We start from the raw sequence: 26,966 nt of genomic DNA on the forward strand, positions 1-26,966 counted from the left end.
TGTTCTTCACTAGATCATCAGGGCAAAGGTTCCGGCCCAGACTAAAACAATCACCGAAATGCCCATAAAGAAATATTTCACGTTTCATCGCTCCGCGTATCTTGTGGTACGCATTTAAAAACAGAGTCCACCTGATTATAGAGAACTGAAATCCGGTCAAAACGGAAATGAGAGTTTTCCCGTTACGCCGTTAACTCCAGCTCAGAATTCTGTGCTTTCCTGTTGCCATACGGCGCTAATGTACGCCTAAAAATGAGGGGTGACAAGAGGCATTTTTTTAAATAATTTCCGTCACTTACGAGTGTCGTGGAACGGCGACAGTTTGATTTCGCTTCGCAATAAATTTACTTTGGGCGACGCAATCAAAGACGGTTTTCAGCGGGAAGACAGGTGATTGAAAAGGTTAGTTTCTTAGCGAAACTAACCTTCATGAAGGGCTTAAATATAGAGCGAGGATTCGCCAAGAGGGCGGGTTTTGAAACGGCGATGCATCCAAAGATACTGCTCTGGCGCACGCATGATTTCAGTTTCGATGACTTTATTGATAAACGCTGCGGCTTCGCACTCGTTTTCCGGATAGTTAGCCATTTCAGGGGAGATGTGCAGACGATAGCCTGACTTATCTGCTTTTCTCACCATCGTCACGGTCAGCATGGAGGCGCCAGACAGACGTGAAATGACAAAGGTGCCGTTAGTCGTCGCAACGTCTTTCACCGCAAAGAAGGGCGCAAAGCTGCTGCCTTTACGTCCATAATCCTGATCGGGTGCAAACCAGACGGCCTCTCCTTTCTTGAGAGCACCGACCATACCGCGCAGGTTGTTACGGCTGATCATCGCCTTATTGGAACGCATGCGGCCTCGCGTCTGCACCCACTCCATTAGCGCACTGTTGTGCGGTCTGTAGGTTGCCATCATTGGCTGACAAAGCCCCATCACGCGGCCGCCCAGCTCCAGCGACATAAAGTGAACGCCAACGACCATCACGCCGCGTTTTTGCATCTGCGCGCGTTTAAGGTTATCCAGTCCTTCCACGTCAAACCACTTGCGGACACGCTCATCGGGCCAGAACCAGGCCATGCCGGTTTCAAGCAGCGCCATGCCGATAGACTTGAAGTTTTCAGCGATGAGTTTCTCGCGCTCTTCAGCATTGTACTGAGGAAAGCAAAGCTCAAGATTTTTACGCGCGATGGATTCGCGACGTTTCAGGAAAACGCGGGAAGCGCTGCCCAGTTTCGATCCCAGCAAGCGCAGAACAGGGTACGGAAGTTGAACCAACAGCCAGAGTACGCCAAGACCAAACCATGTAAACCAGTAACGCGGGTGCAAAAATGCGCGTTTGAAATTGGATTGAGACAAAATAGAGAAACCTATGTAGAGCCGGTGAAAGTAACGCATAGTGCGATACCACGTGCCTATTAGACCGTAGTACAAGGTCATGGTTGCAGGCTTTACCGATCTTTACGGCGTTACCTGGCCATAGCTGACATTGGGTGGGCGGCATAATGTAACACCGTTATACGATATGTGCTATTACTCGTTTTTGATTAAAAAAGCGGCAGTTCGGAAGGTGTTTGATTTTACAGATTTTATAATCAATCGCTGCAAGAACAGGCCGTCTGCGTGAGTTGAGCAGGTAGCTCATCTTCTGATGAGGGCGTGAACAGGCAAAAAGAGCGGCGTATATATTCGTGACAGATTGCTCATTTAAGAAATTTATTTATCGCTTCTAAATGAGTGATTAGGAATATTCCTTGTGAAATTTCCTATGTGTTATTTATGCGATCAATAATTCAGTTTTCATTGATTATTTCCAAATATCTTATTTTTATCTTGCCGCAATAAGCATTGCGGTCCATTCATGATTTTTGGTTTCGGCTTCTTGATGTAAATCAATATAAGATGTTTTTCCTGGTGTCTATCTGCCTGCAATCATTTTTTCGATATAAATATTCGGTTTACATACCAAAAGTAGTGTCTTTTTCTGAGGCGGCAGGGTAATTTGCCATAATATTTTAGTGGAAAATTCTTAAGAAATTTCTTGTCGCAGATAAAAGATCTGTGTATTTGATTTTGTTTCGATCATTATTCTATTATTGCGCATCAAGAACGATACCGTGAAGTTGGCATAGCAAAACAAAGAGGGATGATGAGATGGCTGACAGTTTTCAGAATGAGGTGCCTAAGGCACGTATTAACCTGAAGCTTGACCTGCATACAGGCGGAGCAAGCAAGAAAATGGAATTACCCTTGAAGTTGCTCGTTACGGGTGATTTCAGCAATGGGCAGGAATCTGCGACAATATCCGAGCGCGAAAAGATTAACATCACCAAAAATAATTTTGATAGCGTTCTTTCCGAATATTCCCCAAAAGTTAATCTGACCGTTAAAAATACGCTGTCTGATGATGGCGGCGAGGACAATATTCAGCTGACTTTTCAGAATATGAAAGATTTCACGCCGGAGCAGGTGGCTGCTCAGATACCGCAGCTGAAGGCGATGCTGGCGATGCGCAACTTGCTGCGCGATCTGAAGGCCAACCTGTTGGATAACCAGACTTTCCGAAAAGAGCTGGAAAAAATCGTTTTGGACCAGTCGCTTAGTGCTGAGCTGCGAAATGAGCTTTCAGCACTGGCATCAAAACAACCTTAACCATCGCGCTGTTTTAACGGATTAATCAAGGAATGCTCATGTCTGTACAAAATAATATTGCTGGCGGTGAAAGCGTGGTGCTGGAACGTCCTGCTGCGGGTGGGGTTTATGCCTCCCTGTTTGAGAAAATCAATCTGAGTCCTGTCTCCGAGTTGAGCGCGCTAGACATCTGGCAAGATGCGCAGGCGATGTCAGATGCGACCGCTGATGAGCGTCTGACTGCCGGTATGCAGGTCTTTCTGGAGTGTCTGACCAAAGCAGGCTCGAAGGTCGAAAAACTGGATAAAAGCCTGATTGATCACCATATCGCTGAGCTCGATTATCAGATCAGCCGTCAGTTAGATGCGGTTATGCACCATGACGAGTTTCAGGCGGTTGAAAGCCTGTGGCGCGGGGTGAAGTCGCTGGTTGATAAAACAGATTTTCGCCAGAACGTGAAAATTGAGCTGCTGAGCATGTCTAAAGAAGACCTGCGCCAGGACTTTGAAGACAGCCCGGAAATTATCCAGAGTGGTCTCTATAAACACGCCTACATTGATGAATATGATACCCCAGGCGGCGAGCCGATTGCGGCGCTGATTTCCGCTTACGAGTTTGATGCTTCAGCGCAGGATGTCGCTCTGCTGCGCAACATCTCTAAAGTTTCCGCTGCTGCGCATATGCCGTTTATCGGCTCTGCAGGTCCAAAATTCTTCCTCAAGGAGTCAATGGAAGACGTCGCGGCGATTAAAGATATTGGCAACTATTTTGACCGCGCAGAGTACATCAAGTGGAAATCGTTCCGCGATACGGACGACGCTCGCTACATCGGTCTGGTGATGCCGCGCGTACTGGGTCGTTTACCGTATGGCCCGGATACCGTTCCGGTTCGCAGCTTCAACTATGTCGAAGAAGTCAAAGGTCCGGATCACGACAAATACCTGTGGACCAATGCCTCGTTTGCCTTCGCGTCCAACATGGTGCGCAGCTTTATCAACAATGGCTGGTGTGTACAAATCCGTGGCCCGCAGGCCGGCGGTGCGGTTCAGGATCTGCCTATCCATCTGTATGACCTGGGTACCGGCAATCAGGTAAAAATCCCGAGCGAAGTGATGATCCCTGAAACCCGCGAATTCGAATTCGCGAATCTGGGCTTCATTCCATTGTCCTACTACAAAAACCGCGACTACGCCTGCTTCTTCTCAGCCAACTCTACTCAGAAACCGGCGCTGTATGACACAGCAGATGCGACGGCTAACAGCCGCATCAACGCCCGTCTTCCTTACATTTTCCTGCTGTCGCGTATCGCCCACTACCTGAAGCTAATTCAGCGCGAGAACATCGGTACCACCAAGGATCGCCGACTGCTGGAGCTGGAGCTGAACACCTGGGTCCGCAGTCTGGTGACCGAAATGACCGATCCGGGCGACGAACTGCAGGCGTCTCATCCACTGCGTGATGCGAAAGTCGTGGTGGAAGACATTGAGGATAATCCGGGCTTCTTCCGCGTGAAATTGTATGCGATTCCGCACTTCCAGGTGGAAGGTATGGACGTCAACCTGTCGCTGGTTTCCCAGATGCCGAAAGCGAAGTCGTAAGAACAGGCAGGAAGCCGATGAAAACGGAACAACCGTTATGGGGTAGGGGCGTTATGGTCTCTCCCCAGCATTTTCAGCAACAGGTCGCGTATGCGGCCTGGTCTGCCGAATGTATTGCCCGGCTGGGCCTCTCCTGTCCGTGGGGGGTTATCAATGCCACTTTCGAACCGGAAGCTCTCAGGCTTGGTCGTTTGCAGGCCCGTCATCTGCATGTCCGTTTTCAGGACGGCACGCTGATTGATACAGACAATACCGATACTCTGCCTCCAGTGCTGTCGCTTGAAAGCGAATCGCAGGTGGTAGAGGTGGTGCTGGCGCTCCCGCTACTGCGGGCGAACGGCGGCAACTGCCTGAAGCCTGATGAGGTAGCCGAGCGTCCGGTGCGATATCGTCAGCGCTGGCGGGATATACGCAATACCTTTGGGGAAGACACCCGTCAGATTGCCGTGATGCAGCCGGAACTGACGCTGCGTTTTGCCCATCAGAACAACAGCGACTATCTGACCTGCCCGGTCGCCCGACTGCAGCAAGACTCGCAGGGGACATGGCAATCAGATGAGACGTTTCTCCCTCCGCTGTTGACCCTCCAGGCGAGCCGTTGGTTGGTAACTCAACTGGAACAACTGATGACCCAACTGCGTGCTCGCCTGGGCCGTCTGATGGCAATGCGGCGTGAAAGCAATGAGCGCATGGCTGATTTCGCCGTAGCAGATGTATCCCTGTTCTGGCTACTCAACGCGCTGAACAGCGCCGAGCCCGTGCTGGGTCAGTTCCAGCGTAACCTGCAAAGCCCACCGGAACGTCTGTATCCGGAACTTTCTCGCCTTGCAGGGAGTTTGCTGACCTTCTCTCTGGAGCATCAGGTGAGCGCCATACCGGCCTGGCATCACGAGCAACTTAATGCGGTGTTTCCACCGCTGTTTGATTTGCTGGGTGATCTGCTTGAAGCCAGCCTGCCGTCCCGCGTGGTGGCCCTGTCACTCGACTATGACCCACGGCTGCACTTCTGGCAGGCTCGCCTGCATGACCCTCGTCTGCGCGAAGGGGCTGATTACTATCTTTCTGTACGCTCGCCGATCCCGGTGGCGCAACTGCAGGAACAGTTCCCGCGTCAGTGTAAGGTGGGCAGTCCTGACCATGTGCGGGGGATTGTCAACTCTTCCCGCGTGGGCGTGCCGTTGACGCCGTTGCGCCATGTACCAGCCGCCATTCCGCTGCGCCTGGAAAATCAGTATTTCAGTCTCGATCTCTCCCATCCTCTGGCGACTGAGATGCTCCAGAGTGGGACGTGCATGTTTTACGTCCCAGGCATGCTTGGCGAGCCTGAACTTGAACTCTTTGCGGTACTGAGAACATGAGTGAACGTAAAAACGGCGCTGCCGTGTCTGTTGATATTGACGCCCTGCTGCAGGATACCTGGCTTCAGGTCATTAGCCTTCGCCATGGCCCGCAGTTTCAGGAAGGTGATGGTCGGGTATTGTGGGAGCGCTGTATCGCTGATGTGGAGCGCGTTCAGCGCGAACTGAAAGCGAGTGAACTCGATGAAGCCAGCTGTGAGCATATTCTCACTGCGCAATGTGCATTGCTTGATGAGGCGGTTAAAGGACGCGGTGTGGAGGATGACGCCTGCGTGCAGTGGTATGACATTCCTCTGCAGGGGCACTTCCTCGGCACGATGGACGCCGGCGACACCCTGTGTGACAGGATGCGTGATGTGCTGCGAGAACCTGCACCAGACAATGCCGTACTGACCTGCTTCCAGCGGGTAATGATGCTCGGATTCCTGGGAGACTTTCGTGCGCTGAACGATCCTGAACGCCAGAAGCTGATCTGCGCACTCAGTGAACATGTCGCGCCGTTCAGCTATCCGCAGACCCATCCTGTTCTGGCAGAAAGCCGCGCAGGGCGGGGAATGGGCGGATGGTTTGCATCGTGGCCCGCACGTATTGGACTAAGCGTGATTGTTCTTGCCGCGCTCTGGTGGGGACTGGATCGCTGGCTCGATCAGATGCTGCTGACCCTGCTGCCGGGAGCCATAAAATGACTTCTGCACAACAGCGCGGGCTTGCGCTGTGGGCCGCCCTGCTGAGTGCAGTGGTCTGTATGGCTTTTCTGCCGGTCTCCCGGCTGGCTTCGGTGCTCGTTCTGCTGGCGATGCTCGGGGTTATCTTCGTGTTCTGGTATATCACCAGACCTCGTGCGGAGCATGACGTCACCCTGCGTCTGGATGACCTTCCTGAAGCCACTTATCGTCAGCCCGTGGTGCTGGTTTGTGGCGATCTGCCGCTGACCTGGCCGCAACAGTCACCGGTGCTAATTGTCACGCAGGGATGCTGGATCCGCGTTGAGGACCATCAGGATCTGGAGCAGGTTGCCCGCCAGATACTGTGGCAGCGCCCGGACTGGGGGCGTCAGCTGTCGGTGATGGTCAGTATCTGCCCGCAGAAACACGTCGACAGCGAAGCCCTGACAAGTCGTTTACTGGCTCTGCGCTGGCAAATCAGCCAGCTGCGTAAAGAGACGGGTCATTCTGTGCCATTGATTCTGAATGGTCAGATCGGCAGCGCGATGACGGATGACATGCTCTGGCAGGCTGCTATTCCTGGTGAAGAGAGGAGCGTCTGGCGTGAGTCGAATGCGCCTTGTTCGATCGCCGCGTGGGTCAACACCGGCGGTGCGCCCGTGATGCAGCAGCAGGTGCTGATGAACAGCCTCATGAGCTGGTTCCATCAGCATGTCCAGGCGGTATTTATCGATGAGAATCCTGATGTTCCGACCATCGCACCTGCAGCAGTGCTGTGGGGGATGGGGCCGATTCTTGCCGCGAGCCTCGCGTCATCGGCCTGGACGGCGTGGTTGTCGCGTCACACCGCCATGCAGCAGGTAGCCGGCTGGCAGCCGGTGGGGACGGACAGCACGGTGATCTCACCCTTCCCGGATTTCATCCTGCCGCTGCTACCGGAGGGAGGAGGACTCACTCCCCGGGCCCGCACCTGGCGCTGTGTCCTCGGTCTTTTCACCCTGGCGGCCATCGCCGCGCTGCTCAGCAGTGGCTGGAACAATCGCCAACTGCTACATCGCGTGAGTTTCGATATTGCACGTTACGACAGCCTCTCCATGGATGACTACGTCCCGAAGGCTAGCGCCGTTGCGGTCCTCCGCGAGGATGCGACGCTGCTGGATGACTATGCCCGTAACGGCGTACCGACCCGGCTGGGTCTGGGGCTTTATCAAGGGGAACGTCTACGGATGCCGGTGCTGGAAGCGATCCGCTCGTATGTGCCGCCACCTCCGCCACCCAAACCACAGCCGACCCCAAAACCGGTACCGAAAATTGTGCGGCTCGACAGCATGTCGCTGTTCGATTCCGGCAAGTTCATGCTGAAAGCGGGTTCCACCAAAATGCTGGTCAATTCCCTGGTGGGGGTTAAGGCCAAACCGGGCTGGCTGATTGTCGTGTCCGGTCATACCGATAATACCGGTACTCCGCAACTGAACCAGACGCTGTCCCTGAAACGTGCCGAAGCGGTGCGCAACTGGATGCGTGACACCGGCGATGTGCCGGAAAGCTGTTTTGCGGTGCAGGGCTATGGCGAAAGCCGTCCGATCGCAACTAACGACACCCCGGATGGGCGCGCGCTCAACCGCCGTGTCGAAATCAGTCTGGTACCGCAGGCCAATGCCTGCCAGATACCGGGCCACACCCAGGCGTCATCGCAGGATGATGGCGCATCACAACACAATGGAGAGTAATTCCATGGCAATTCCTGTTTATCTTTGGCTGAAAGACGACGGCGGCGCGGACATTAAAGGTTCTGTGGACGTTCAGGATCGTGAAGGCAGCATCGAAGTTGTCGCTCAGGAACATAACCTGTACATCCCGACCGACAACAACACCGGCAAGCTGACCGGTACCCGTATCCACACCCCGTTCCTGTTCACCAAGGAAATCGACTCGTCCAGCCCGTACCTGTACAAGGCTGTGACCACCGGTCAGACCCTTAAGTCTGCGGAATTCAAGTGGTACAAAATCAACGACGCGGGCCAGGAAGTGGAGTACTTCAACACCAAACTGGAAAACGTGAAGGTGGTGAAAGTGAATCCTGAAATGTATGACATCAAGGATCCTTCTAAAGAGAAGCACAACCACCTTGAGCGCGTTGAACTGCGTTACGAGAAAATCACCTGGACCTACAAAGACGGCAACATCATTCATTCCGATTCCTGGAACGAACGCGCCACCGCGTAAGTCGCAAGCGGGCAGATTTCTCTGTCCGCTTTTCTCTTTGCTGAACGTCTGCAGTGGCGGGCGCTGAGCAAAGAAAACATCATATCCCGGAAACAGACCTTATGGGCCTCGGTAACGGCCAGGGGCGGTAGCGTGCCTGTCAGGTCCTCAACAGTGAGTAAAACCAACATGGAAAACCCGGCAATCCTCCTTCGACGTCTTAATCCATACTGCGCTCGAGCTCTGGAAGGTGCAGCTTCGCTCTGCCAGACCCGCGCCCATGCAGAAATTCTGCCTGAGCACTGGCTGCTGAAGCTGCTGGAGCAGGGGGAAGGTGACCTGACGGTGTTGGCGCGTCGCTACGAATGGGATATGGATAGCATTTGGCAGGATTTGCTCGGCTGGCTGGATAGACAACCTCGCTCTGTTCGCCATCGGCCTCAGCTGTCTGATGACATCCAGACTCTGATGCAGCAAGCCTGGCTACTCGCTTCACTTAACGAAGAAGAGCATATTCGCAGCGTCCATCTGCTGATGGCACTGGTGGAAAAACCGAAACTGGCACGTTGTGACGGCCTTTGGCCGTTGTTAACCCTTGGTCAGAGTCAGCTGGAGCGCCTGCGACCTTTGCTGGATGCGCAATCGGACGAGCGTCTGGAAATGCAGCGCGAAGCTGAGCTGGCACAGAGCCATGGTGGTGAGGTGGAATTTGTCGGACGCCCGGCTGGAGTAGAAATGAAAGAGGGGGAGCTGAGCCCGGCGCTACAGAACGCGCTGGATAAATTCACCCTTGATGTCACCGCCAAAGCCAAAGAGGGCAAGATTGACCCGGTATTTGGCCGTGATACCGAAATTCGTCAGATGGTGGACATTCTCTCCCGCCGTCGCAAGAACAACCCGATTCTGGTGGGCGAGCCGGGTGTCGGCAAAACTGCACTGGTTGAAGGTCTGGCACTGCGTATTGCCGAGGGGAATGTACCGGAATCCCTTAAAACGGTTGTCCTGCGTACCCTTGACCTGGGCCTGCTGCAGGCTGGCGCGGGCGTGAAAGGTGAGTTCGAACAGCGCCTGAAAAACGTCATCGATGCGGTGCAGCAATCGCCTGTACCTGTCCTGCTTTTTATTGATGAAGCGCACACTATCATCGGCGCAGGTAACCAGGCGGGTGGTGCAGATGCTGCCAACCTGCTGAAACCGGCGCTGGCGCGTGGTGAATTGCGCACTATTGCGGCCACCACCTGGTCCGAGTACAAACAGTACTTCGAACGCGATGCCGCACTGGAGCGCCGTTTCCAGATGGTAAAAGTGGATGAGCCTGACGATGACACCGCCTGCCTGATGCTCCGTGGCCTGAAATCCCGCTATGCCGAACACCATAATGTGCATATTACCGACGATGCGGTTCGCGCGGCAGTCACCCTCTCGCGCCGCTACCTGACCGGACGTCAGCTTCCTGATAAAGCGGTGGATCTGCTGGACACCGCTGCCGCCCGCGTGCGTATGAGTCTTGACACGGTACCGGAGCAGCTAACCCGCCTTCGCGCGAGTATCGCTGCGCTCGACATGGAAAAGCAGGCGTTACTGGAAGATATCGCCATTGGCAATCAGTGCCATGCCGAGCGCCTGAGCGAAATTGAGCAGGAAGAGGTGCGCCAGATAGTGGCACTCGACGAACTGGAAACCCAGTACGGTCAGGAGATGAAACTCACCGAGCAGCTACGCGAAAGCCGTCAGGATATCTCACGTCAGCGTGAGACTCATAGGCTGCAACAGGAGCTTAACGAGATGCAGCATAGCACCCCGCTGCTTTCCCTGGATGTGGATATCCGCACCGTTGCCAACGTGATCGCCGACTGGACAGGCGTGCCGTTGTCATCGCTGATGAAGGACGAGCAGACCGAACTGCTGACCCTGGAAAATGAAATCGGTAAACGTGTGGTTGGGCAGGATGTGGCGCTTGAGGCTATCGCCCGGCGTCTGCGTGCGGCAAAAACAGGCCTTACGTCCGAGAACGGCCCGCAGGGCGTATTCCTGCTGGTAGGGCCGAGCGGCGTGGGGAAAACCGAAACAGCGCTTGCGCTGGCCGATGTCATGTACGGCGGCGAGAAGTCACTTATTACGATTAACCTCTCTGAATACCAGGAGCCGCACACGGTTTCCCAGTTGAAAGGGTCACCTCCGGGCTACGTCGGCTACGGCCAGGGCGGGATCCTCACCGAGGCCGTGCGTAAGCGCCCTTACAGCGTGGTGCTGCTGGATGAAGTGGAAAAGGCGCACCGCGACGTGATGAATCTGTTCTATCAGGTCTTCGATCGCGGCTTTATGCGCGACGGCGAAGGGCGCGAAATCGACTTCCGCAATACCGTCATCCTGATGACTTCCAATCTCGGAAGCGACCACCTGATGCAGCTGCTGGACGAAAACCCGGAAGCCGCCGAAGCAGATCTGCAAGAACTGCTGCGTCCGATACTGCGCGACCACTTCCAGCCCGCGCTGCTCGCGCGTTTTCAGACGGTGATTTACCGTCCGCTGGCTGAAGCTGCCATGCGTACCATCGTGGAAATGAAACTGTCACAGGTCAGCAAGCGCTTACATCGTCACTACGGCCTGACCACGCATATTGATGAGAGCCTGTATGACGCGCTGACTGCCGCCTGCCTGCTGCCGGACACCGGCGCACGCAACGTCGACAGCCTGCTGAATCAACAAATTTTGCCGGTGCTGAGCCAGCAGTTACTGACCTGCATGGCCGCAAAACAGACGCCGCACTCGTTACGCCTTGGCTGGGACGATGAAGAAGGGATCGGCCTGGAATTTGACTGGAATCAGGAAGCAACGTATGAGCACTAATCCTCCGATCAGATATAGCCATAACCATCACCTCCTCGTGGTGAAAGGCTGTGAAGCCGAACCCGACGTGCTGGCTTTTGATGGCGATGAAGCCCTGAGCAGACCGTTCAGCTACCGTGTTGAGTTCACCAGCCGCGACCATGGCATCAGCAAAGAGATGATGCTGATGAAGCCCGGTTCTCTGACGCTGCAGGCCCCGGTTGATCAGGGTTACGGCATCAAAATCCAGCAGCCGCTGCGGGTGATTCAGGGGGGGTGACCGGTTTGAACGCCTCGGCACCTCAAAAGATGAAACGCATTACGCCCTGACGCTTCAGCCGCGTCTGGCACTGCTTGACCGTTCGCACCAGAACGCCATTTACCAGGATATGTCGGTCCCGCAAATCGTGGAAAAAATCCTGCGCGAACGTCACGGCATGCGCGGCCAGGACTTTCTGTTCTCGCTCACAAAAGAGTACCCCCGCCGTGAGCAGGTGATGCAGTACGGCGAGGACGACCTGCACTTTATCACCCGCCTGCTTGGCGAAGTGGGCATCTGGTTCCGCTTCACCACCGACACGCGCCTGAACATTGACGTGGTGGAGTTTTACGATGGTCAGCAGGGGTATGAAAAAGGCCTGAGCCTGCCGTCGGTACCGCCGTCCGGGCAGCACTCGCAGGGTGTGGACTCGGTGTGGGGGATGGAGAGCCACCACAATGTGGTGCAGAAGCAGGTCAGCACCCGCGACTACAACTACCGGCAGGCCACGGAGGATATGAATACTCAGGTTGACGTCACCCGGGGCGACGCGACCACGTACGGGGAAGCGTACCACTATGCCGACAATTATCTGACGCCGGGCAGCGCGTATGAGCGTAATCCGGCGCCCGAGTCCGGCGCGTTTTATGCCCGCATCCGGCATGAACGCTACCTGAATGGCCAGACGCAGACGCGGGCCATCACCAGCAGTCCGGCGCTCTCTCCGGGTATGCTGCTGAAAGTCACCGGCGGGTATGAAGTGGCTGACGTGTTTGCTGCGGGTGTGGTCATCACGGCGATGCTGCTGGAACAGCAGCTGACAGACCTCAAAAAATCAGTGCTGCTGATGAGCGCACCGGATGGAATGGCGCTGAATTCTACCTTTAGCCAACGCTATAAATGATGGCAGCCATAATATTCGTTATTTGTGTGTAGATGATAATGGCGTACCGATGTTAAATACCCCTTACAAGGCATTTCTGGCTGATAGTTTGGTATCAGAGGGGGTTAGTGATGGTGAGGGGTATACGAAGTTGTTTACGTCTGCATAGACTCAGGATGTTCTACTACATATGATGCCGGAGGCTATTAATGCCTAAATATAGTATTTATACAAAAATTGAATCGAATGTTTCAGCAGTCGACCTTTTTTATGATCTCAATGTGTATAGAACTGATGCCAATAATAAAAAACATATGCTACTGTCAGTGGCGAAACAACCAGTAACTTCGAATTATCAAACTCAGTCCCATGAAACGAATGAAACTGAGGATGATCTATCTGTAATCTACATTATGGAAATGAACTTATACCGCAAGCACGGCGGTAAGTTGGTTTCTGTGCTTTTATCACCTGCGAAAAAAATGTACACACTTGGTGAAATGGCATCAGGGCAAGCGTACTCTAAAAATAAACGCGAAAATGTCTGCTATTTTGAAACTAAAGCTCTGACAAAACCGGTTAATGAGAGCGGGGGTGACAATATCCACCGTATACAAATCACTTGTATGCCAAGATTTTTTGTCGCACAGGAACATCCAATAGGAGATCCATTAGACCCTTTCACGAAAAATAATATAAAAAATGAACTTGAAGGCAGAAAGGCTGCTTCCCTGTTAGGCCCGGAAGGGGAATACTATCCAAACCAATATTATTCGATGCTATGTGGTCCTGCAGCATTTTATTATTGTTTAATGATGGATCGATATGATGTTTATGAGCAACTGGTCTGGGATCTGTGGAATAATGGTAAAGCAAGGCTGGGTTCTTACTTACTTGAGCCAAGTATTAGCACGTTGAAAGTGAATGATTTATTTTCAGGAGCAAATCATCCTCGGGTTTCCGCACTTGATTGGATTACAATGGCCAGTTTGCGTGACTCATCTAATTCTTTGTTAAGATATGAATCAGTTGGCGATAATGTATCGGCAATAACATTATGGGGTGATATTGAAAAATGGATGCTGAGTATAGGTGCGCAGAAAATATTTAGTAATATAAGTTTATATCACAGCAGTTTAAACGATATTTGTAAATTAAACTCATTAATGAGTAATGATGTCCATATCTTTAGTTTGATATCTGCTGGCATGCTCCAACAAGGCGCAGATGTTCCATTTAAAGACCATTGGATTGTTTGGGATGGAACGTTAAAGTTAGTAAACGGGGGACGTATTACTAACAAAACCAATTTAGAGGAGCCTGTCTCGTTGAGACTTTTTTCATGGGGTGAAGTTAAAGATAATTCGCTTCGGGCATCATTAACATTAGGTGACTTTCTTAACCATACTTTTGGGGGGATGGTATTTACAAAAATACCATAATCAAAAAATGAATCACTATCTAACAACCTTTATTATTTCTTTGTTTTTGACAGGATGTAGTAATAACCTTATATTTGAGCCCAATAATTTGCCAGATGGGTATATTAATCAGGAGTATTATGTTCCAGTCTCCATCACTGGAGGTACAGGACCGATTGTTGATTTGACTTATGAAGTCCATCCATCAAACTCAGGATTGAAACTGGTCTTCGCTGAAAAAAAATATTACACTAAATACATATATAATAATTTCACCATACAAGGCAAGCCTAAATTACAGGGAGTTGTAACAATCAATATTAGGGGAGGGGTTGTTGCTAGTGCTGGACAATATTTTGAAAAAAAATATGAGATTAATGTTCGGAAATAAATAAGCAATAAAGTATTTTTGAGTATTAAAGAATTTAAAAAAATCATGAGTATTAAAAGATCGCTGAGGAATGGTGATTCGTTGCTAAAGAATGACTGAGGATCCTAGGATAAAATCCTAAAGATAATTTAGGAAATATCTAAAGTCATTAGGTGAGTACAAGGAATACTAGGTTTTTTTACCGTAATCCTAAAAAGCCTAACGAGGTAATCGAAAGATCCTGCCCTAGTAATTTAGGTATGGAGTTTGTAGGGGGATTGAGAAAAGAATTCAATCAGGGCAACCAACTAAATATAAATAATCCTAGGGGGTATGGGTAATGCTAACAGGATAAATTGTTGTTGGGTTGCTGTCACAATGGTATTAATATTGTCCCTTGTATGTTTTTTTGTTGGTGTTGAGCAGGTGTCTGGTGAATTCAAGGAAGATACAGAATATGTTTTTATTAAAAAGCATATGAGTGCAAAACTTTTTTTGTGGATCCAATAAATTGTAATGCAGGTTGTGATATACCATTACTTAGTAATTTAAATGATAAATACTCAAGCAATTCTAGGGTTATTGTTTTTATAGATGTTATTTATCTTCTGAAGAGGTTTATTATAACATGCATATAAAAGTAATAATTGAATTGGTAGAGGGGTTAATTGCGAGAGATACATTATTAATGCAGTGGACTGATTGCTTTTTATTTATGCTAACAAAATGGCTATTCAACAGCCAGAACCTAACTGTGAGTGATTTGATATTATTAATTTCAAACGGATGGGTCTAATAAATGTTTATGGCTTAATGAGCTATATACCTGTTTTTTTATATTATCAGTAGGCATAAAAGTTAGGCGTGAATTAACAATCCATTTTGGCAAAGACTTTCATAAAGAATATACGATAAAAACTAAGCAATAATTAACTTACTTAATGCATGGCTGCTTTTTTCTGAGCATAATTTTTCTGCCAATGTGAAGGAATACAATGAGCATCAATACCCCGATAAGATTCAGCCATAACCATCACCTGCTCGTGGTGAAGGGCTGTGAAGCCGAACCCGACGTGCTGGCTTTTGAAGGCGACGAAGCCCTGAGCAGACCGTTCAGCTACCGTGTTGAGTTTACCAGCCGCGACCACGGCATCAGCAAAGAGATGATGCTGATGAAGCCCGGTTCGCTGACGCTGCAGGCCCCGCTTGACCAGGGTTACGGCATCAAAATCCAGCAGCCGCTGCGGGTGATTCAGGGGGTGGTGACCGGTTTTGAACGCCTCGGCACCTCAAAAGATGAAACGCATTACGCCCTGACGCTTCAGCCGCATCTGGCACTGCTTGACCGTTCGCACCAGAACGCCATTTACCAGGATATGTCGGTCCCGCAAATCGTGGAAAAAATCCTGCGCGAACGTCACGGCATGCGCGGCCAGGATTTTCTGTTCTCGCTCACAAAAGAGTACCCGCGCCGTGAGCAGGTGATGCAGTACGGCGAGAATGACCTGCGCTTCATCACCCGCCTGCTGGGTGAGGTCGGTATCTGGTTCCGCTTCACCACCGACACGCGCCTGAATATTGACGTGGTGGAGTTTTACGATGGTCAGCAGGGGTATGAAAAAGGCCTGAGCCTGCCGTCGGTGCCGCCGTCCGGGCAGCACTCGCAGGGTGTGGACTCGGTGTGGGGGATGGAGAGCCACCACAATGTGGTGCAGAAGCAGGTCAGCACCCGCGACTACAACTACCGGCAGGCCACGGAGGATATGAATACGCTGGTTGACGTCACCCGGGGCGACGCGACCACGTACGGGGAAGCGTACCACTATGCCGACAATTATCTGACGCCGGGCAGCGCGTATGAGCGTAATCCGGCGCCCGAGTCCGGCGCGTTTTATGCCCGCATCCGGCATGAGCGCTACCTGAATGGCCAGACGCAGACGCGGGCCATCACCAGCAGTCCGGCGCTCTCTCCGGGTATGCAGCTGAAAGTCACCGGCGGGTACGAAGTGGCTGACGTGTTTGCTCAGGGTGTGGTCGTTACGGCGATGCGGACCCACGCGCGGCGGGATGAAGACTTTCGCCTCCGTTTTGACGGCATTCCGGACAGCCCGGATTTCAGCTACCGCCCTGAGCCGGGGGCACGCCCGGTGATGGCAGGGACGCTGCCGGCCCGCGTCACCAGTACCACCGAGAACGACACCTACGGCCATATCGATAAGGATGGGCGCTACCGCGTCAATATGCTGTTCGACCGGGACAGCTGGGAAACGGGATTCGAGAGCCTGTGGGTGCGGCAGTCACGCCCGTATGCAGGCGACACCTACGGTCTGCACCTGCCGCTGCTTGCGGGCACCGAGGTGGCGATTGGTTTCGAGGACGGTAACCCGGACAGACCGTACATCTCCGGCGTGCTGCATGACTCGGCGCACGGTGACCACGTCACCATCCGCAACTACAAACGTAACGTCCTGCGGACGCCGGCAAACAACAAAATCCGCCTCGATGACGAGCGCGGGAAAGAGCATATCAAGGTCTCCACTGAGTACGGCGGCAAGAGCCAGCTGAATCTCGGACATTTAGTGGATGCTGAGAAGCAGAAGCGAGGTGAGGGTTTTGAGCTCAGGACGGACAGCTGGGGGGCCATTCGTGCGCAGAAAGGCATTTTTATCAGCGCTGACGGCCAGACGAAGGCGCAGGGTCAGGTGCTGGATATGCAGCCGGCGGTCAGCAATCTGGGTGATGCCCGGGAGCAAATGACGTCCATCTCCGATGACGCGCAGAAGGCAACCGCGAACCCGGCCGATCTCCAGGCGCAGATCAAGCTGCTGGAACAGCAGCTGACAGACCTTAAAAAATCAGTGCTGCTGATGAGCGCGCCGGATGGAATGGCGCTGACCAGCGGACAACATCTGCAGGTATCTGCCGGGCAGAACCTGATAGCCACTGCCGGTAAAAATGCCGACGTCAGCGTGGCGAAAAATCTGTTCATCGGGGTGGGTAATGCCCTGAGCGTGTTTGTTCGCAAGCTGGGGATTAAGCTCATCGCGAACCAGGGGCCGGTGCAGGTACAGGCGCAGAGCGACCTGATGGCGCTGCTGGCCCGGAAGGAAATCAGCATTGTCAGCACGGAGGATGAAATCAGAATCATCGCAAAGAAGAGGCTCACCCTTAACGGTGGGGGGAGTTATATCACTCTGGATGGCAATGCTATTGAGTCAGCAACTATTGGCGACTATCGAACCTGTGCAGGTCATTATGACAGGCAAGAGAAAGCTTCCAATAGACCTGAATTGCCGGAGATGCCAGTTCTTTCTCCTGGCTCTAATCACATGTTTACAAGGATCAAAGGAATGAATGGTTCAGACGCTGAAGGATTAATTTTCAAATCATTTCCGGTGGAGGGGGTGTGATGGCTGACAACTTAATACCCCTGTTTCACAAACCTGTTGATGAGCCAACGGATTTTCATGGGCTTCTGGGATGGTCAGCCGACTGGCGATGCATAAATGATCCCGAAGAAAAACCCGTGCCGTTAGATCATATTGAATCTCTTAATCCCAAAGATAACGTCATTATGGTTCAAAAGGGCGATACTCTAGGAAAAATAGCCAAGGATAACAATATCTCGATAAAAGAGCTGGCAGAGTATAATGAAATAAAAAATGCTTCTCTGATCTATCCTGGACAAGTAATTATATTACCATCATATAAATATCCCGGTGAGATATCGATTTCTGAAACTCCTTCCCATGAAAAATGTGTTATGTCATTTACATTTCAGGACCTTATTGAGAAACCAATTCAAAATCTTAAAGTGAAATTGGTTGCATTGAGTGGAGAGGTATATGAGTCGGTGACAAACGATCTGGGTAAAATTAGTGATTTTATACTCGATAAGGTTTCCGACGTACAGGTGTTTGTTTCTGCTGGGTCTGGTGAGCCAAAAAAAATTGCAGACATATCTCCATCAGAATCGAAAAACAACATTCAGCTAACAAGTCCGAAAGTTAGAATTAGAGGGACGTCATCCGCATTAAATGGTCAACCCGGTCATCTTGACTCTCAAGCTGGAGAGTTAAATACAGTCACAAAAGGACGTGACAGTAAAGGGAATCCTGTACTTCAAATTAATCATGCTTGCCCTAATGAGTATAATCTTAACCTTGGAAGAAATATAATTTATTGGGATGACATAATTGCAGCCTCTAAGCGTAGTGGGATTATACCTCAAAGTATTGCCGCGGTAATAAATGCAGAATCGGCTAAAGATAAAGAGTTGGTCTGGAAACAAGAATCAGTTTGCTATAATTATGGCGAAATGAAAAAGAGAAAGGAAGCCAGAACCAAAGCTGATTTACCTCCGCTTGATATTGTGCTGTATAAAAGTTCAGCTGCGGGGATGACGCAGTTTCTTAACAAAACATGGTTTGGAGAGACTTTTAGAAAGGGAACCTTCTTAAATGACAAAGCCAGAGAAATGGGATTACTAGCTGAAAAACCCAAAATGGATAAGCAAGGAAAGCCCGTTCTAAAAAAAGATAAAACTCCTGTTCTGGAAACTCAGTTCAATGTTTCCCCTGATGTTTGGAAATCAATGTCTGATATAGTTAAAAGTGATTACTTAGTCGGGGAAACACCATACCCACAAAAATCAACAAAATCGATTCAAGATTGGTTAAATATGAGATTTAAGTCACTTTATGCAATTATGGCTGCAGTAGATTATGGAGTGTATAATTTATCTATCCTGAAGAGTATTGGTTACAATATTGATTCCTTAAATGATGCAGATAAAGCTAAAATTATATACTTAACTCATCACCTTGGTGTATCTGATGCATGTAAGTTTATTAACAATGAAATCAGCGAGGTTAGGGCAAAAAAATTACTTATTGCTCAGATTAAAGAGAAGAATGCTAAAGTTAGGGCGGAAGATTGTGATGGAAGCTATCTATTGGCTCATCGACAATGGTTAAGTGGATATATTAATTCAAATATTAAACTTTTCAATTTTTATTGTCCAAAGGTTATTGGTAATCAAGTTAAAGATGTACGGCTTTTTAGCGTTATTGATAAATTATGAGGCTGAAATGAAAGTTAATAACTTAATCCTGACATATTTTCTTATAGTTCCTTCCAGTGTTTTTGCTGCACTAAATTGTTCATCTAATCAAGATGGATGTGAAACAGTGAGCGGACTGTTGCGTTCAAAATTGAACTTTGCAGGCGATACTGATTTAATATTAAATAATGAAACTATTTTAACTCTTCCGACTGATGAGGTAGACGAAGCCTTTGTCTACAATAACTTACCCTATCATAAAAATAATATAAAAAAGATTGATCAGATAATAATTTCCTACAATTCCAACTCCTGCAAGCTAGATGATGCAGAAGTAAACTGCACGAAATACAAGTTGCTAAATTTTAAAAATAAATTAATTATATCTAATGCATTTTACCCTAAAGTTGCGAATTCAAATTTAATGAATGTTACATGGGGCACGGATAATGTTCTAATCAAATTTGAAGATTCTTCAGTGTTTGAATTCAAAGCAGGTGAGATAAGTCTTAAATCTGGTGGAGTTGAAGTTCGAAGTGATAGATTCAAATCTCAAGATAACATAACTTCTAACTGACATTTCAGTCTTTTTTAGGTGTTGGTTTTCTATTGGATAACAACTAATGAATATGCATGTTGGCAGTTATGTAAATGCAGTGAAGTGAGTTAATCAATATGAAAAAAATAGTCAGCGCAGTTTTAGTATCTTTTATAATTCACCGCGGGAGCTGCTTTGCAGCGAGCTATTCTTCAATTCAATCTATGCTGGAAGCAAATTACTCTCATTCTAATGATGCTGGGAACCCCTGGCATAAAGATAATTCAGAAAGTGAAATGAATAATTATAGTTTATGTAAAAAGGATAAGATCCAATGTATTATATCTGACTTTTTAATTCTAATGTACCCAGTTCAAGACCTTGCAACATCACTTAATCAATATATCCCTACTGATATTTATTGGGTGAGAAAAAGTTCAAAAGGTATTTATATTATAAGTTCAGTCAAATATCTCGGCGAGCATTATGTTAGTATCATGACAGTATCACCGATAAAATAGGCAACTGAGGTGTCTTATGGTTCAAATAATCAGGGTTATTTGCAAGAACATCATCTGTTAGGTTTTTCGCTAACAATGATTTTAGTATGATTGCTCAGTGGACGGCTATCATGGAAGATCTAGATGGCAATAATTCAATGCAAAATACATTATCTATCGAAACAAAAAACCGTTAGTCAATGATTCCTATCTGTTGTATATAATTTCATTATCAATCAATGAGAAAAAGAAAATCGAGAAAAATTTTTAATTGCATTTTGACACAAATAATAGCAGCTACATTATTCCTGAAGAATTGAATGGCAGTTATTAACTCACGAATGAGTGATAGATGGTTGATTTAATATATGTATTCACTTAAAAACTTACCTCCCTTATATGGCTTCCCCCCTCCTCTTAAAGGAGTCCGCTGGTTTTGCTTTTTAGTTTTCATTACATGTCTTAGCATAATACTGATGCGCATGTTTGGCAGCTACATTAAAGGTCAAAACTTTTGGTTTCTCGCAATTGGCATTCCCTTTACATGTTGGTTTATCATTGGTTCTGTCTGTGTCGTCATTTGGATACTAAAAGGCATAAAAGCGAACAGCTACGATAAGCGACGAGAAAAGTGGATTCTAAGTGAGACACGAAAAAGCAGAAGGGCGTTTCAGGTTTTATCAACATCATTAATCACCGGGCATAAAGTAAAAGGTAAAGATGACTTATTAAATTTATTAATTACGAATAAATCTATTCTTTTCTCACAAAAAGATCGGGCTGGAAATGAAGGTGTAAGGCTAAGCCTGCTTCAGGACGATAATAATAATCTATCTGAACTTATTCTTTGTCTATTCAATAAATTGATTTGCCAGCTACCTCTGAGTTATATCCCGAACAATGTAAACTTAGTTATTGCATTGGATGTGTCATCAGCAATCCCTAAAGAGAACATCAATGAAATGTGGCTCAAATCATGGCGTGAGTTTGGCAGTTTGCATTCTTTTGAATTAATGGAAAACAATGGTCCAGTAATTTTAGAACATTGGTTAAATAGCAAAACAAAAGAAAATTCACTGCTTTTGGTTGTAGCATTACAAGTTGCACCTATTCATGCGACCAATAGCGCAGAAACTGCAGTTGCATTACTTCTGGGTAACAGACTTATGCAGGAATCAATAACCCCAATGGCAATACTTCATCGCCCCGATCCCTCTTCAGCTGAAGAGCTTGAATCCGGTATGCGAATGGCTGCCTACAACGTTCCGATCAAGGATGGTGTGCTCAAACATCTCTGGTTATCCGGACTCACTGATCAACAACATGCCGAGGTGGTGATTAATCAAAATAAATCACCGGTTCGGGCGGTTGAAAGCGATACTGTCATCAATCTCGATAGTTCCATGGGCCACGCAGGAGCGGCAGCGCCGTGGTTAGCAATTGCCGCTGCTTCGGAAACGGCGCAGCAAACACAGTTACCCCAGATGATTATCTGCGGTGACACGACACAGGATGTGCTGTGGAGCACAGTTGTTACCCCAACGTTTTTCCGACAGGAGATGGATTCGTGAGGTTATCTGCGTTACTTCCTAGAACAATAGTCGGGCGTTATCTTGCTTTGGTCGTCTTCTTCTTGATTTTATTAGGGGCAATGACATTTATCGTCTGGAAATATCCTGACGTTGCTGGTCTGTCAGCAGATACTGAGCAACAGACACACTGGCTTATTGCTGGCTACTGCCTGATCGGGAGCTTAATTGCTGGAGCAATACTGCTATTTATTGCTGTCCAGCATACTGGTAGTAAAGAGTTCGAGACCATCGTTCAAATAACCAACGGCGATGATGAGAAGAATCGTAAGAAAGAGAAAACACCTCATACTCCTGAAGCTATGATGTACGGTGATATTAATCACCACCTGCGCAAACGTTATAACTTCTTCTGGCACCGCAAAATCCGTCTGCTACTGATCACCGGCGATGAAGCCGCGATTGACCAACTGGTGCCTGGCCTGCGACAGCAGCTTTGGCTTGAAGGAAACCGCACCGTGCTGATTTACGGCGGCAGTCTGACAGCTGAACCGGATAAGGAGAAATATACCGCGCTGCGTAAACTGCGTCGCGAGCGCCCACTAGACGGGATTATCCGGGTCATGCCTCAGTCGCTTAACCTGACTCCACGAATCAGCGACAACGACCTCCGCGGACTGGAAAAAATCAGTGAGTTGCTGCATTACTCAACACCGATCTGGCTGTGGCAACTGAGTGACAGCAAGTGGCCGCAGACGACACGTACTGAACAGGTGGTCGGGGCGACGTTCCCGCTGCATGCCAAAGCAGACGATATTACCCGTCAGCTTGAGCTGATGTTGCCTGCATTGCGGACGCAGGGTATGAGTCAGGTCGCTGAGAACAGCGGCCACGACTTCCTGTTGCGCCTGGGCCAGCGCCTCAAAGACGGTGGTATCGTCCGCTGGACTCAACAACTGGTGCCATGGTTGGCTGCCTCCCAGCAGCGTGTTCCGCTGCGTGGTCTGATGTTCAGCCTGCCGGATAGTCAACCTATTCATACGTCTGAGGGCACAGCTGGCGCTGAGAAATATGTCTCCGAATCTCAGCGTCATGCCCTGACCCTGCCAGCAACCTGGCAGGGCATCGTGGATGACTGCACCCGCGTGCGTGGCCGCCGTGTCGGTATGGCCTGGGAGCAGACCCTTGCCTGGACACTGATGACAATCATTGGTGTCTGGGGGGCGGGAATACTGCTGTCTTTCGCAGTCAACCGGATGCAGATAGTTTCTGTTGCTGAGCAGGCTCATGCCCTGGTCGAGCATCCTTCCGTATCCGACTATCAACTGTCGGCACTGCATGAACTGCGAAACGACGCCGGCCGCCTGTTGCACAATGTTCAGGAGGGCACGCCCTGGTATCAGCGTTTCGGTCTTGACCATAACCAGCAGTTGCTCAACGCAATGCTGCCCTGGTACGGCGTGGCGAACAACAGCCTAATACGCGACCCGGCAAATGCTGCCCTGGCGCAAAAGCTCACAGATCTGATCAACTCTGCGCCAAATAGCGACCAGCGTGCACAGCTGGCGAAACCGGGTTATGACCAGCTTAAAGCCTGGCTGATGATGGCTCGTCCGGATAAAGTCGACGGTGCGTTTTACGCACAAACTATGAAAACCGTGCAGCCGACGCGTATGGGGATCTCCACCGGGCTATGGCAAAGCCTGTCGCCGGATTTATGGGCCTTCTACATCTCCGAACTACCAAAGCAGCCACAGTGGAAAATCACGCCGGATGCACAGCTGGTTAGCCAGAGCCGTCAGGTGCTGTTACAGCAGATTGGCCGCCGCAATGCAGAAAGCACGCTGTATGAGAACATGCTCAAATCCGTGCGCCGTAACTTTGCCGATGTATCTCTGGAAGACATGACCAGCGGTACCGATGCGCGGCGGCTGTTTACCACTGAAGAGGTGGTGTTGGGCATGTTCACCCGCCAGGCATGGGAAGGCGGGATTCAGCAGGCCATTGAGAAGGCTGCTGGTTCTCGCCGGGATGAAATCGACTGGGTGCTGAGTGATTCCCGTAAAGCCGTATCGGCGGATATGTCGCCTGAAGCGCTCAAAGCACGCCTGACTGAGCGTTACTTCACTGACTTTGCCGGCAGCTGGCTGAACTTCCTTAACAGTCTGCGCTGGAATCCTGCGAATAATATTGCCGATGTAACCGACCAGCTAACGCTGATGAGTGATGTCCGCCAGTCGCCAATGATTGCCCTGATGAATACTCTTGCCTGGCAGGGGCAGACCGGCCAGAAAAGCGAAGGCCTTTCTGACTCCATTATCAAATCGGCAAAAGATCTGGTTGGTGGAAAAGACAAACCCGCAATTGACCAGTCTGCGACAGGTCCACAGGGGCCACTGGATGAAACTTTCGGTCCGCTGCTTCAGCTTCTGGGCAAAAACACGGGCAGCAACGTCATGTCGGCTGACAACACTCTGAGTCTGCAGACCTATCTGACCCGTATCACTCGCGTGCGCCTGCGCCTGCAGCAGGTGGCCAGCGCCTCAGATCCGCAGGAGATGATGCAAACCCTGGCGCAGACCGTATTTCAGGGAAAAAGCGTTGACCTGACCGACACCCAGCAGTATGGCAGTCTGATTTCGGCAAGCCTTGGTGAAGAGTGGAGTGGTTTTGGTAGCACGATGTTTGTGCAGCCGCTGACCCAGGCCTGGGAGACTGTACTCCAGCCGTCGGCGGCGAGCCTGAATGACAAATGGAGCCGATCCGTAGTGGCGAACTGGCGCACCGCCTTTGATGGGCGCTTCCCGTTTGCAGCGAGCAAGAGTGACGCCTCTTTGCCGATGCTGGCAGAGTTCATCCGTAAAGACAGTGGTCGCATAGATCGATTCCTGACCACAGAACTCAGTGGGGTGCTTCACAAAGAAGGTAGCCAGTGGGTACCGGATAAGGTCAACAGCCAGGGGCTGAGTTTTAACCCAGCTTTTCTGCGGGCCATTAATCAGCTGAGCGAGCTGTCAGACATTCTGTTTACCGATGGCAGTCAGGGCATCAGCTTCGAGCTGCAGGCACGCCCGGCATCGCAGGTTGTGGAAACGCAACTGACCATGGATGGACAAAAGCTGCACTACTTTAACCAGATGGCTGACTGGCAGTCCTTCCGCTGGCCGGGAGAGACTTACAAGCCGGGAACCATGCTGACCTGGACCACGGTCAACGCCGGTGCGCGTCTGTTTGGGGATTACCGCGGAACCTGGGGCTTTATTCGTTGGCTGGATCAGGGCAAGCGTCAGCAGCTTGACCGCAGTCAGTGGATGGTCAGTTTCACCGCTCCGGATGGTCGTACCCTGCAGTGGGTACTGCGTTCACAGCTGGGCAGTGGGCCACTGGCATTACTGGCACTGCGTGGCTTCACGCTGCCGGATCAGATTTTCAGCGTTGACAGCGCGGCCACGGCTCAGGCGCTGATGGCCAATACGGAAATCAGTGACAGGGATGGAATCGAATAATGAGCACTTTGCAGAATCTGATTGCCGCCTGTCAGGCGGATGAAATTGCGTTGCGACAGCAGGCAGAGGCGCGCACGGAACGCTGGCAGACCTGGCTTGCCCCTGTCAGCGATACCAGTCCCACTGGGGAGGAGCCAGGCTATGATGATGATTTCCAGCGTATCAGAGAGGAGGTCAATAAACTCTCCGGCATCGATACAGGGCTGATTTGTACGCTTGCCGAAAAACTGCTGACCACTACCGCTAAAGATATCCGTATTGCGACCTATTACTGCTGGGCCCGTCTGCACCAGGATGGAGAAGCTGGCTTTGCCGAAGGGCTTGAACTGCTGGCGGGATTGCTGCAGCGCTACGGTGCGCAACTTCATCCACAGCGGGAGCGAAGCCGTAAACCGGCACTGGAATGGCTGGCAGGCTCTCGTCTGCTTGACAGCCTTTCCCTGTGGCCTGAAGTGGTACGCGACGATGCTATACGTACAGCCGGTGCGCTGTTGCTCATCCGCAGCAGTCTGGATGCTGAGCCGGAAACGTCACGTCCCGAGTTGAATGCGCTGTACAGCGCGCTGGAATCCCGCCTGATGAAGGCCGGTGGCGTAGATGCTTTGGTTCCGCAGAACGCCAGTAACAGCCTTCAGTCACAGACCTCTGCACACGCGACAGATCATGACGCACCAGTCCTAAGCCACATCACATCCGGTCAGGATTTGTTGACTCAAGCCCGTACTCTGGCGGGATATTTGCGTGAACAACCCGATGGATGGCTTCCTGCACACCGGCTGATGAAAAGCCTGCGTCATGACACGCTGAGAGCTATCCCTGCACCGGATGCTGAGGGGAAAACGCGCATTGAACCGCCGCGGGCTGACCAGCGGGCCATGCTCAAACGCCTGTACCTGCAGCAGAGCTGGCTGGAGATACTTGAGCAGGCGGACAGCACCTTCTCGCGTGGCGCCAATCACCTCTGGCTGGATTTGCAGTGGTATATCCATCAGGCTCTCGTGAAGTTAGGTCAGGATGTGCTGGCCGACATCATCATCGCCGACCTGAAAGGGCTGCTGCGACGCCTCACCGGGCTTGAAACGCTGGCCTTTAATGACGGAACGCCGTTTGCTGATGAGGTCACGCTTAACTGGATCAATCAGAGCGTGCTGGACGATATGTCCGTCTGGCGTGATGAGCAGGTCAGTGCTGTCAGTGGGTCGGACAATGATATCCTGGCCCTCGAGCCGGAAGCGCTTGAGAAAGCTGACACGGATGGCTTGGATGCTACGCTCCTCTGGCTTCAGACACGTCCCGGGACGGACTCCACGAAAGACAAATGGTTGATGCGCCTGCTGATGGCCCGCGTGGCAGAGCAGAAGGGTAAGAACGAACTGGCCCTGCATCTGCTGGGTGAACTCGATGCTGCAGCACAGTCAATCACACTGACGCAGTGGACGCCGGCGCTATTGTTTGAAGTCAAATCGCGTCGTCTCAGGTTACTGCGCATGAAAGCCACACGCAGTGAAACCGATAAATCACGGCTTCAGCCCGAGATGGATTTGCTTCTGTCCGGTCTGATTGCGCTCGATCCGGCCAGCAGTGCAGTGCTTTGCGGGTAACCAAGACTGAATCA

At 50.4% G+C, this 26,966-nt stretch carries 17 protein-coding genes and 1 pseudogene; 16 read left to right on the forward strand and 2 right to left on the reverse strand.

Features of this window, described 5'->3' with window-relative positions:
• Window positions 1-9 precede the first annotated feature (9 nt).
• The gene (gene ypdK / locus V4835_RS07170; RefSeq protein ID WP_099458937.1) at window positions 10-81 is read right to left on the reverse strand and encodes a membrane protein YpdK; all 72 of its coding nucleotides are present in this window, start codon (window positions 79-81) and stop codon (window positions 10-12) included.
• Window positions 82-438: 357 nt separating this feature from the next.
• Window positions 439-1,395 carry a kdo(2)-lipid IV(A) palmitoleoyltransferase gene (lpxP, locus tag V4835_RS07175; protein ID WP_063143503.1) on the reverse strand — a complete coding sequence of 319 codons (957 nt, stop codon included), beginning with the start codon at window positions 1,393-1,395 and terminating at the stop codon, window positions 439-441.
• 756 nt (window positions 1,396-2,151) lie between these two features.
• Between lpxP and tssB the strand changes: the two genes are divergently transcribed.
• From tssB to tssA, 16 genes and pseudogenes are all read left to right on the forward strand, one after another.
• On the forward strand, window positions 2,152-2,649 hold the full coding sequence (tssB, locus tag V4835_RS07180) for a type VI secretion system contractile sheath small subunit (RefSeq protein WP_032643508.1): 498 nt from the start codon (window positions 2,152-2,154) through the stop codon (window positions 2,647-2,649).
• A gap of 32 nt (window positions 2,650-2,681) precedes the next feature.
• On the forward strand, window positions 2,682-4,226 hold the full coding sequence (tssC, locus tag V4835_RS07185; protein ID WP_032643506.1) for a type VI secretion system contractile sheath large subunit: 1,545 nt from the start codon (window positions 2,682-2,684) through the stop codon (window positions 4,224-4,226).
• A gap of 17 nt (window positions 4,227-4,243) precedes the next feature.
• On the forward strand, window positions 4,244-5,584 hold the full coding sequence (tssK, locus tag V4835_RS07190; RefSeq protein ID WP_331411706.1) for a type VI secretion system baseplate subunit TssK: 1,341 nt from the start codon (window positions 4,244-4,246) through the stop codon (window positions 5,582-5,584).
• Window positions 5,581-6,270 carry a type VI secretion system protein TssL, short form gene (gene tssL / locus V4835_RS07195; RefSeq protein WP_331411708.1) on the forward strand — a complete coding sequence of 230 codons (690 nt, stop codon included), beginning with the start codon at window positions 5,581-5,583 and terminating at the stop codon, window positions 6,268-6,270. Before tssK ends, tssL begins: the two co-directional genes overlap by 4 nt.
• On the forward strand, window positions 6,267-7,979 hold the full coding sequence (locus V4835_RS07200) for an OmpA family protein (RefSeq protein WP_331411709.1): 1,713 nt from the start codon (window positions 6,267-6,269) through the stop codon (window positions 7,977-7,979). Before tssL ends, V4835_RS07200 begins: the two co-directional genes overlap by 4 nt.
• 4 nt (window positions 7,980-7,983) lie before the next feature.
• Window positions 7,984-8,475, forward strand: a complete 492-nt coding sequence (gene hcp, locus V4835_RS07205; RefSeq protein ID WP_023325816.1) for a type VI secretion system effector Hcp — start codon at window positions 7,984-7,986, stop codon at window positions 8,473-8,475.
• Between the two features lie 168 nt (window positions 8,476-8,643).
• Window positions 8,644-11,304, forward strand: coding sequence for a type VI secretion system ATPase TssH (gene tssH, locus V4835_RS07210; protein ID WP_331414094.1), 2,661 nt, complete (start codon window positions 8,644-8,646; stop codon window positions 11,302-11,304).
• A pseudogene (gene vgrG, locus V4835_RS07215) lies at window positions 11,294-12,344 on the forward strand (type VI secretion system tip protein VgrG); the annotation flags it as partial. The gene tssH and the pseudogene vgrG, both read left to right, overlap by 11 nt.
• Before the next feature lie 290 nt (window positions 12,345-12,634).
• On the forward strand, window positions 12,635-13,867 hold the full coding sequence (locus V4835_RS07220) for a hypothetical protein (RefSeq protein WP_331411710.1): 1,233 nt from the start codon (window positions 12,635-12,637) through the stop codon (window positions 13,865-13,867).
• Between the two features lie 7 nt (window positions 13,868-13,874).
• Window positions 13,875-14,237 carry a hypothetical protein gene (locus V4835_RS07225; protein WP_331411711.1) on the forward strand — a complete coding sequence of 121 codons (363 nt, stop codon included), beginning with the start codon at window positions 13,875-13,877 and terminating at the stop codon, window positions 14,235-14,237.
• Between the two features lie 974 nt (window positions 14,238-15,211).
• Window positions 15,212-17,626: a type VI secretion system Vgr family protein gene (locus V4835_RS07230; protein ID WP_331411712.1), complete on the forward strand. Its 2,415-nt coding sequence runs from the start codon at window positions 15,212-15,214 to the stop codon at window positions 17,624-17,626.
• Window positions 17,626-19,299, forward strand: a complete 1,674-nt coding sequence (locus V4835_RS07235; RefSeq protein WP_331411714.1) for a LysM peptidoglycan-binding domain-containing protein — start codon at window positions 17,626-17,628, stop codon at window positions 19,297-19,299. The genes V4835_RS07230 and V4835_RS07235 overlap by 1 nt, the downstream gene beginning before the upstream one ends.
• Before the next feature lie 7 nt (window positions 19,300-19,306).
• Entirely contained in the window at window positions 19,307-19,855 is a 549-nt protein-coding gene (locus V4835_RS07240; RefSeq protein ID WP_331411716.1) for a hypothetical protein, read from the forward strand.
• Between the two features lie 943 nt (window positions 19,856-20,798).
• Window positions 20,799-21,887 (forward strand): hypothetical protein, encoded by a 1,089-nt coding sequence (locus V4835_RS07245; RefSeq protein ID WP_331411717.1) that lies wholly within the window; start codon window positions 20,799-20,801, stop codon window positions 21,885-21,887.
• Window positions 21,888-22,207: 320 nt separating this feature from the next.
• Window positions 22,208-25,351, forward strand: coding sequence for an ImcF-related family protein (locus V4835_RS07250; RefSeq protein ID WP_442877322.1), 3,144 nt, complete (start codon window positions 22,208-22,210; stop codon window positions 25,349-25,351).
• Window positions 25,351-26,952 carry a type VI secretion system protein TssA gene (tssA, locus tag V4835_RS07255; protein WP_331411721.1) on the forward strand — a complete coding sequence of 534 codons (1,602 nt, stop codon included), beginning with the start codon at window positions 25,351-25,353 and terminating at the stop codon, window positions 26,950-26,952. Before V4835_RS07250 ends, tssA begins: the two co-directional genes overlap by 1 nt.
• Window positions 26,953-26,966: the final 14 nt, after the last annotated feature.

It is taken from the genome of Enterobacter cloacae complex sp. CARB60 (genome assembly GCF_036487345.1).
In the GTDB taxonomy this organism is placed as follows: domain Bacteria; phylum Pseudomonadota; class Gammaproteobacteria; order Enterobacterales; family Enterobacteriaceae; genus Enterobacter; species Enterobacter asburiae_D.

Bases quoted from the DNA above. Each gene is read 5' to 3' on its own strand.
- V4835_RS07235 (WP_331411714.1), top strand. From the start codon at position 17,626: ATGGCTGACAACTTAATACCCCTGTTTCACAAACCTGTTGATGAGCCA.
- tssC (WP_032643506.1), top strand. From the start codon at position 2,682: ATGCTCATGTCTGTACAAAATAATATTGCTGGCGGTGAAAGCGTGGTG.
- V4835_RS07225 (WP_331411711.1), top strand. From the start codon at position 13,875: ATGAATCACTATCTAACAACCTTTATTATTTCTTTGTTTTTGACAGGA.
- V4835_RS07230 (WP_331411712.1), top strand. From the start codon at position 15,212: ATGAGCATCAATACCCCGATAAGATTCAGCCATAACCATCACCTGCTC.
- tssH (WP_331414094.1), top strand. From the start codon at position 8,644: ATGGAAAACCCGGCAATCCTCCTTCGACGTCTTAATCCATACTGCGCT.
- V4835_RS07250 (WP_442877322.1), top strand. From the start codon at position 22,208: ATGATGTACGGTGATATTAATCACCACCTGCGCAAACGTTATAACTTC.
- V4835_RS07245 (WP_331411717.1), top strand. From the start codon at position 20,799: ATGTTTGGCAGCTACATTAAAGGTCAAAACTTTTGGTTTCTCGCAATT.
- hcp (WP_023325816.1), top strand. From the start codon at position 7,984: ATGGCAATTCCTGTTTATCTTTGGCTGAAAGACGACGGCGGCGCGGAC.
- V4835_RS07200 (WP_331411709.1), top strand. From the start codon at position 6,267: ATGACTTCTGCACAACAGCGCGGGCTTGCGCTGTGGGCCGCCCTGCTG.
- lpxP (WP_063143503.1), bottom strand. From the start codon at position 1,395: ATGCGTTACTTTCACCGGCTCTACATAGGTTTCTCTATTTTGTCTCAA.
- tssL (WP_331411708.1), top strand. From the start codon at position 5,581: ATGAGTGAACGTAAAAACGGCGCTGCCGTGTCTGTTGATATTGACGCC.
- tssB (WP_032643508.1), top strand. From the start codon at position 2,152: ATGGCTGACAGTTTTCAGAATGAGGTGCCTAAGGCACGTATTAACCTG.
- tssA (WP_331411721.1), top strand. From the start codon at position 25,351: ATGAGCACTTTGCAGAATCTGATTGCCGCCTGTCAGGCGGATGAAATT.
- V4835_RS07220 (WP_331411710.1), top strand. From the start codon at position 12,635: ATGCCTAAATATAGTATTTATACAAAAATTGAATCGAATGTTTCAGCA.
- tssK (WP_331411706.1), top strand. From the start codon at position 4,244: ATGAAAACGGAACAACCGTTATGGGGTAGGGGCGTTATGGTCTCTCCC.
- V4835_RS07240 (WP_331411716.1), top strand. From the start codon at position 19,307: ATGAAAGTTAATAACTTAATCCTGACATATTTTCTTATAGTTCCTTCC.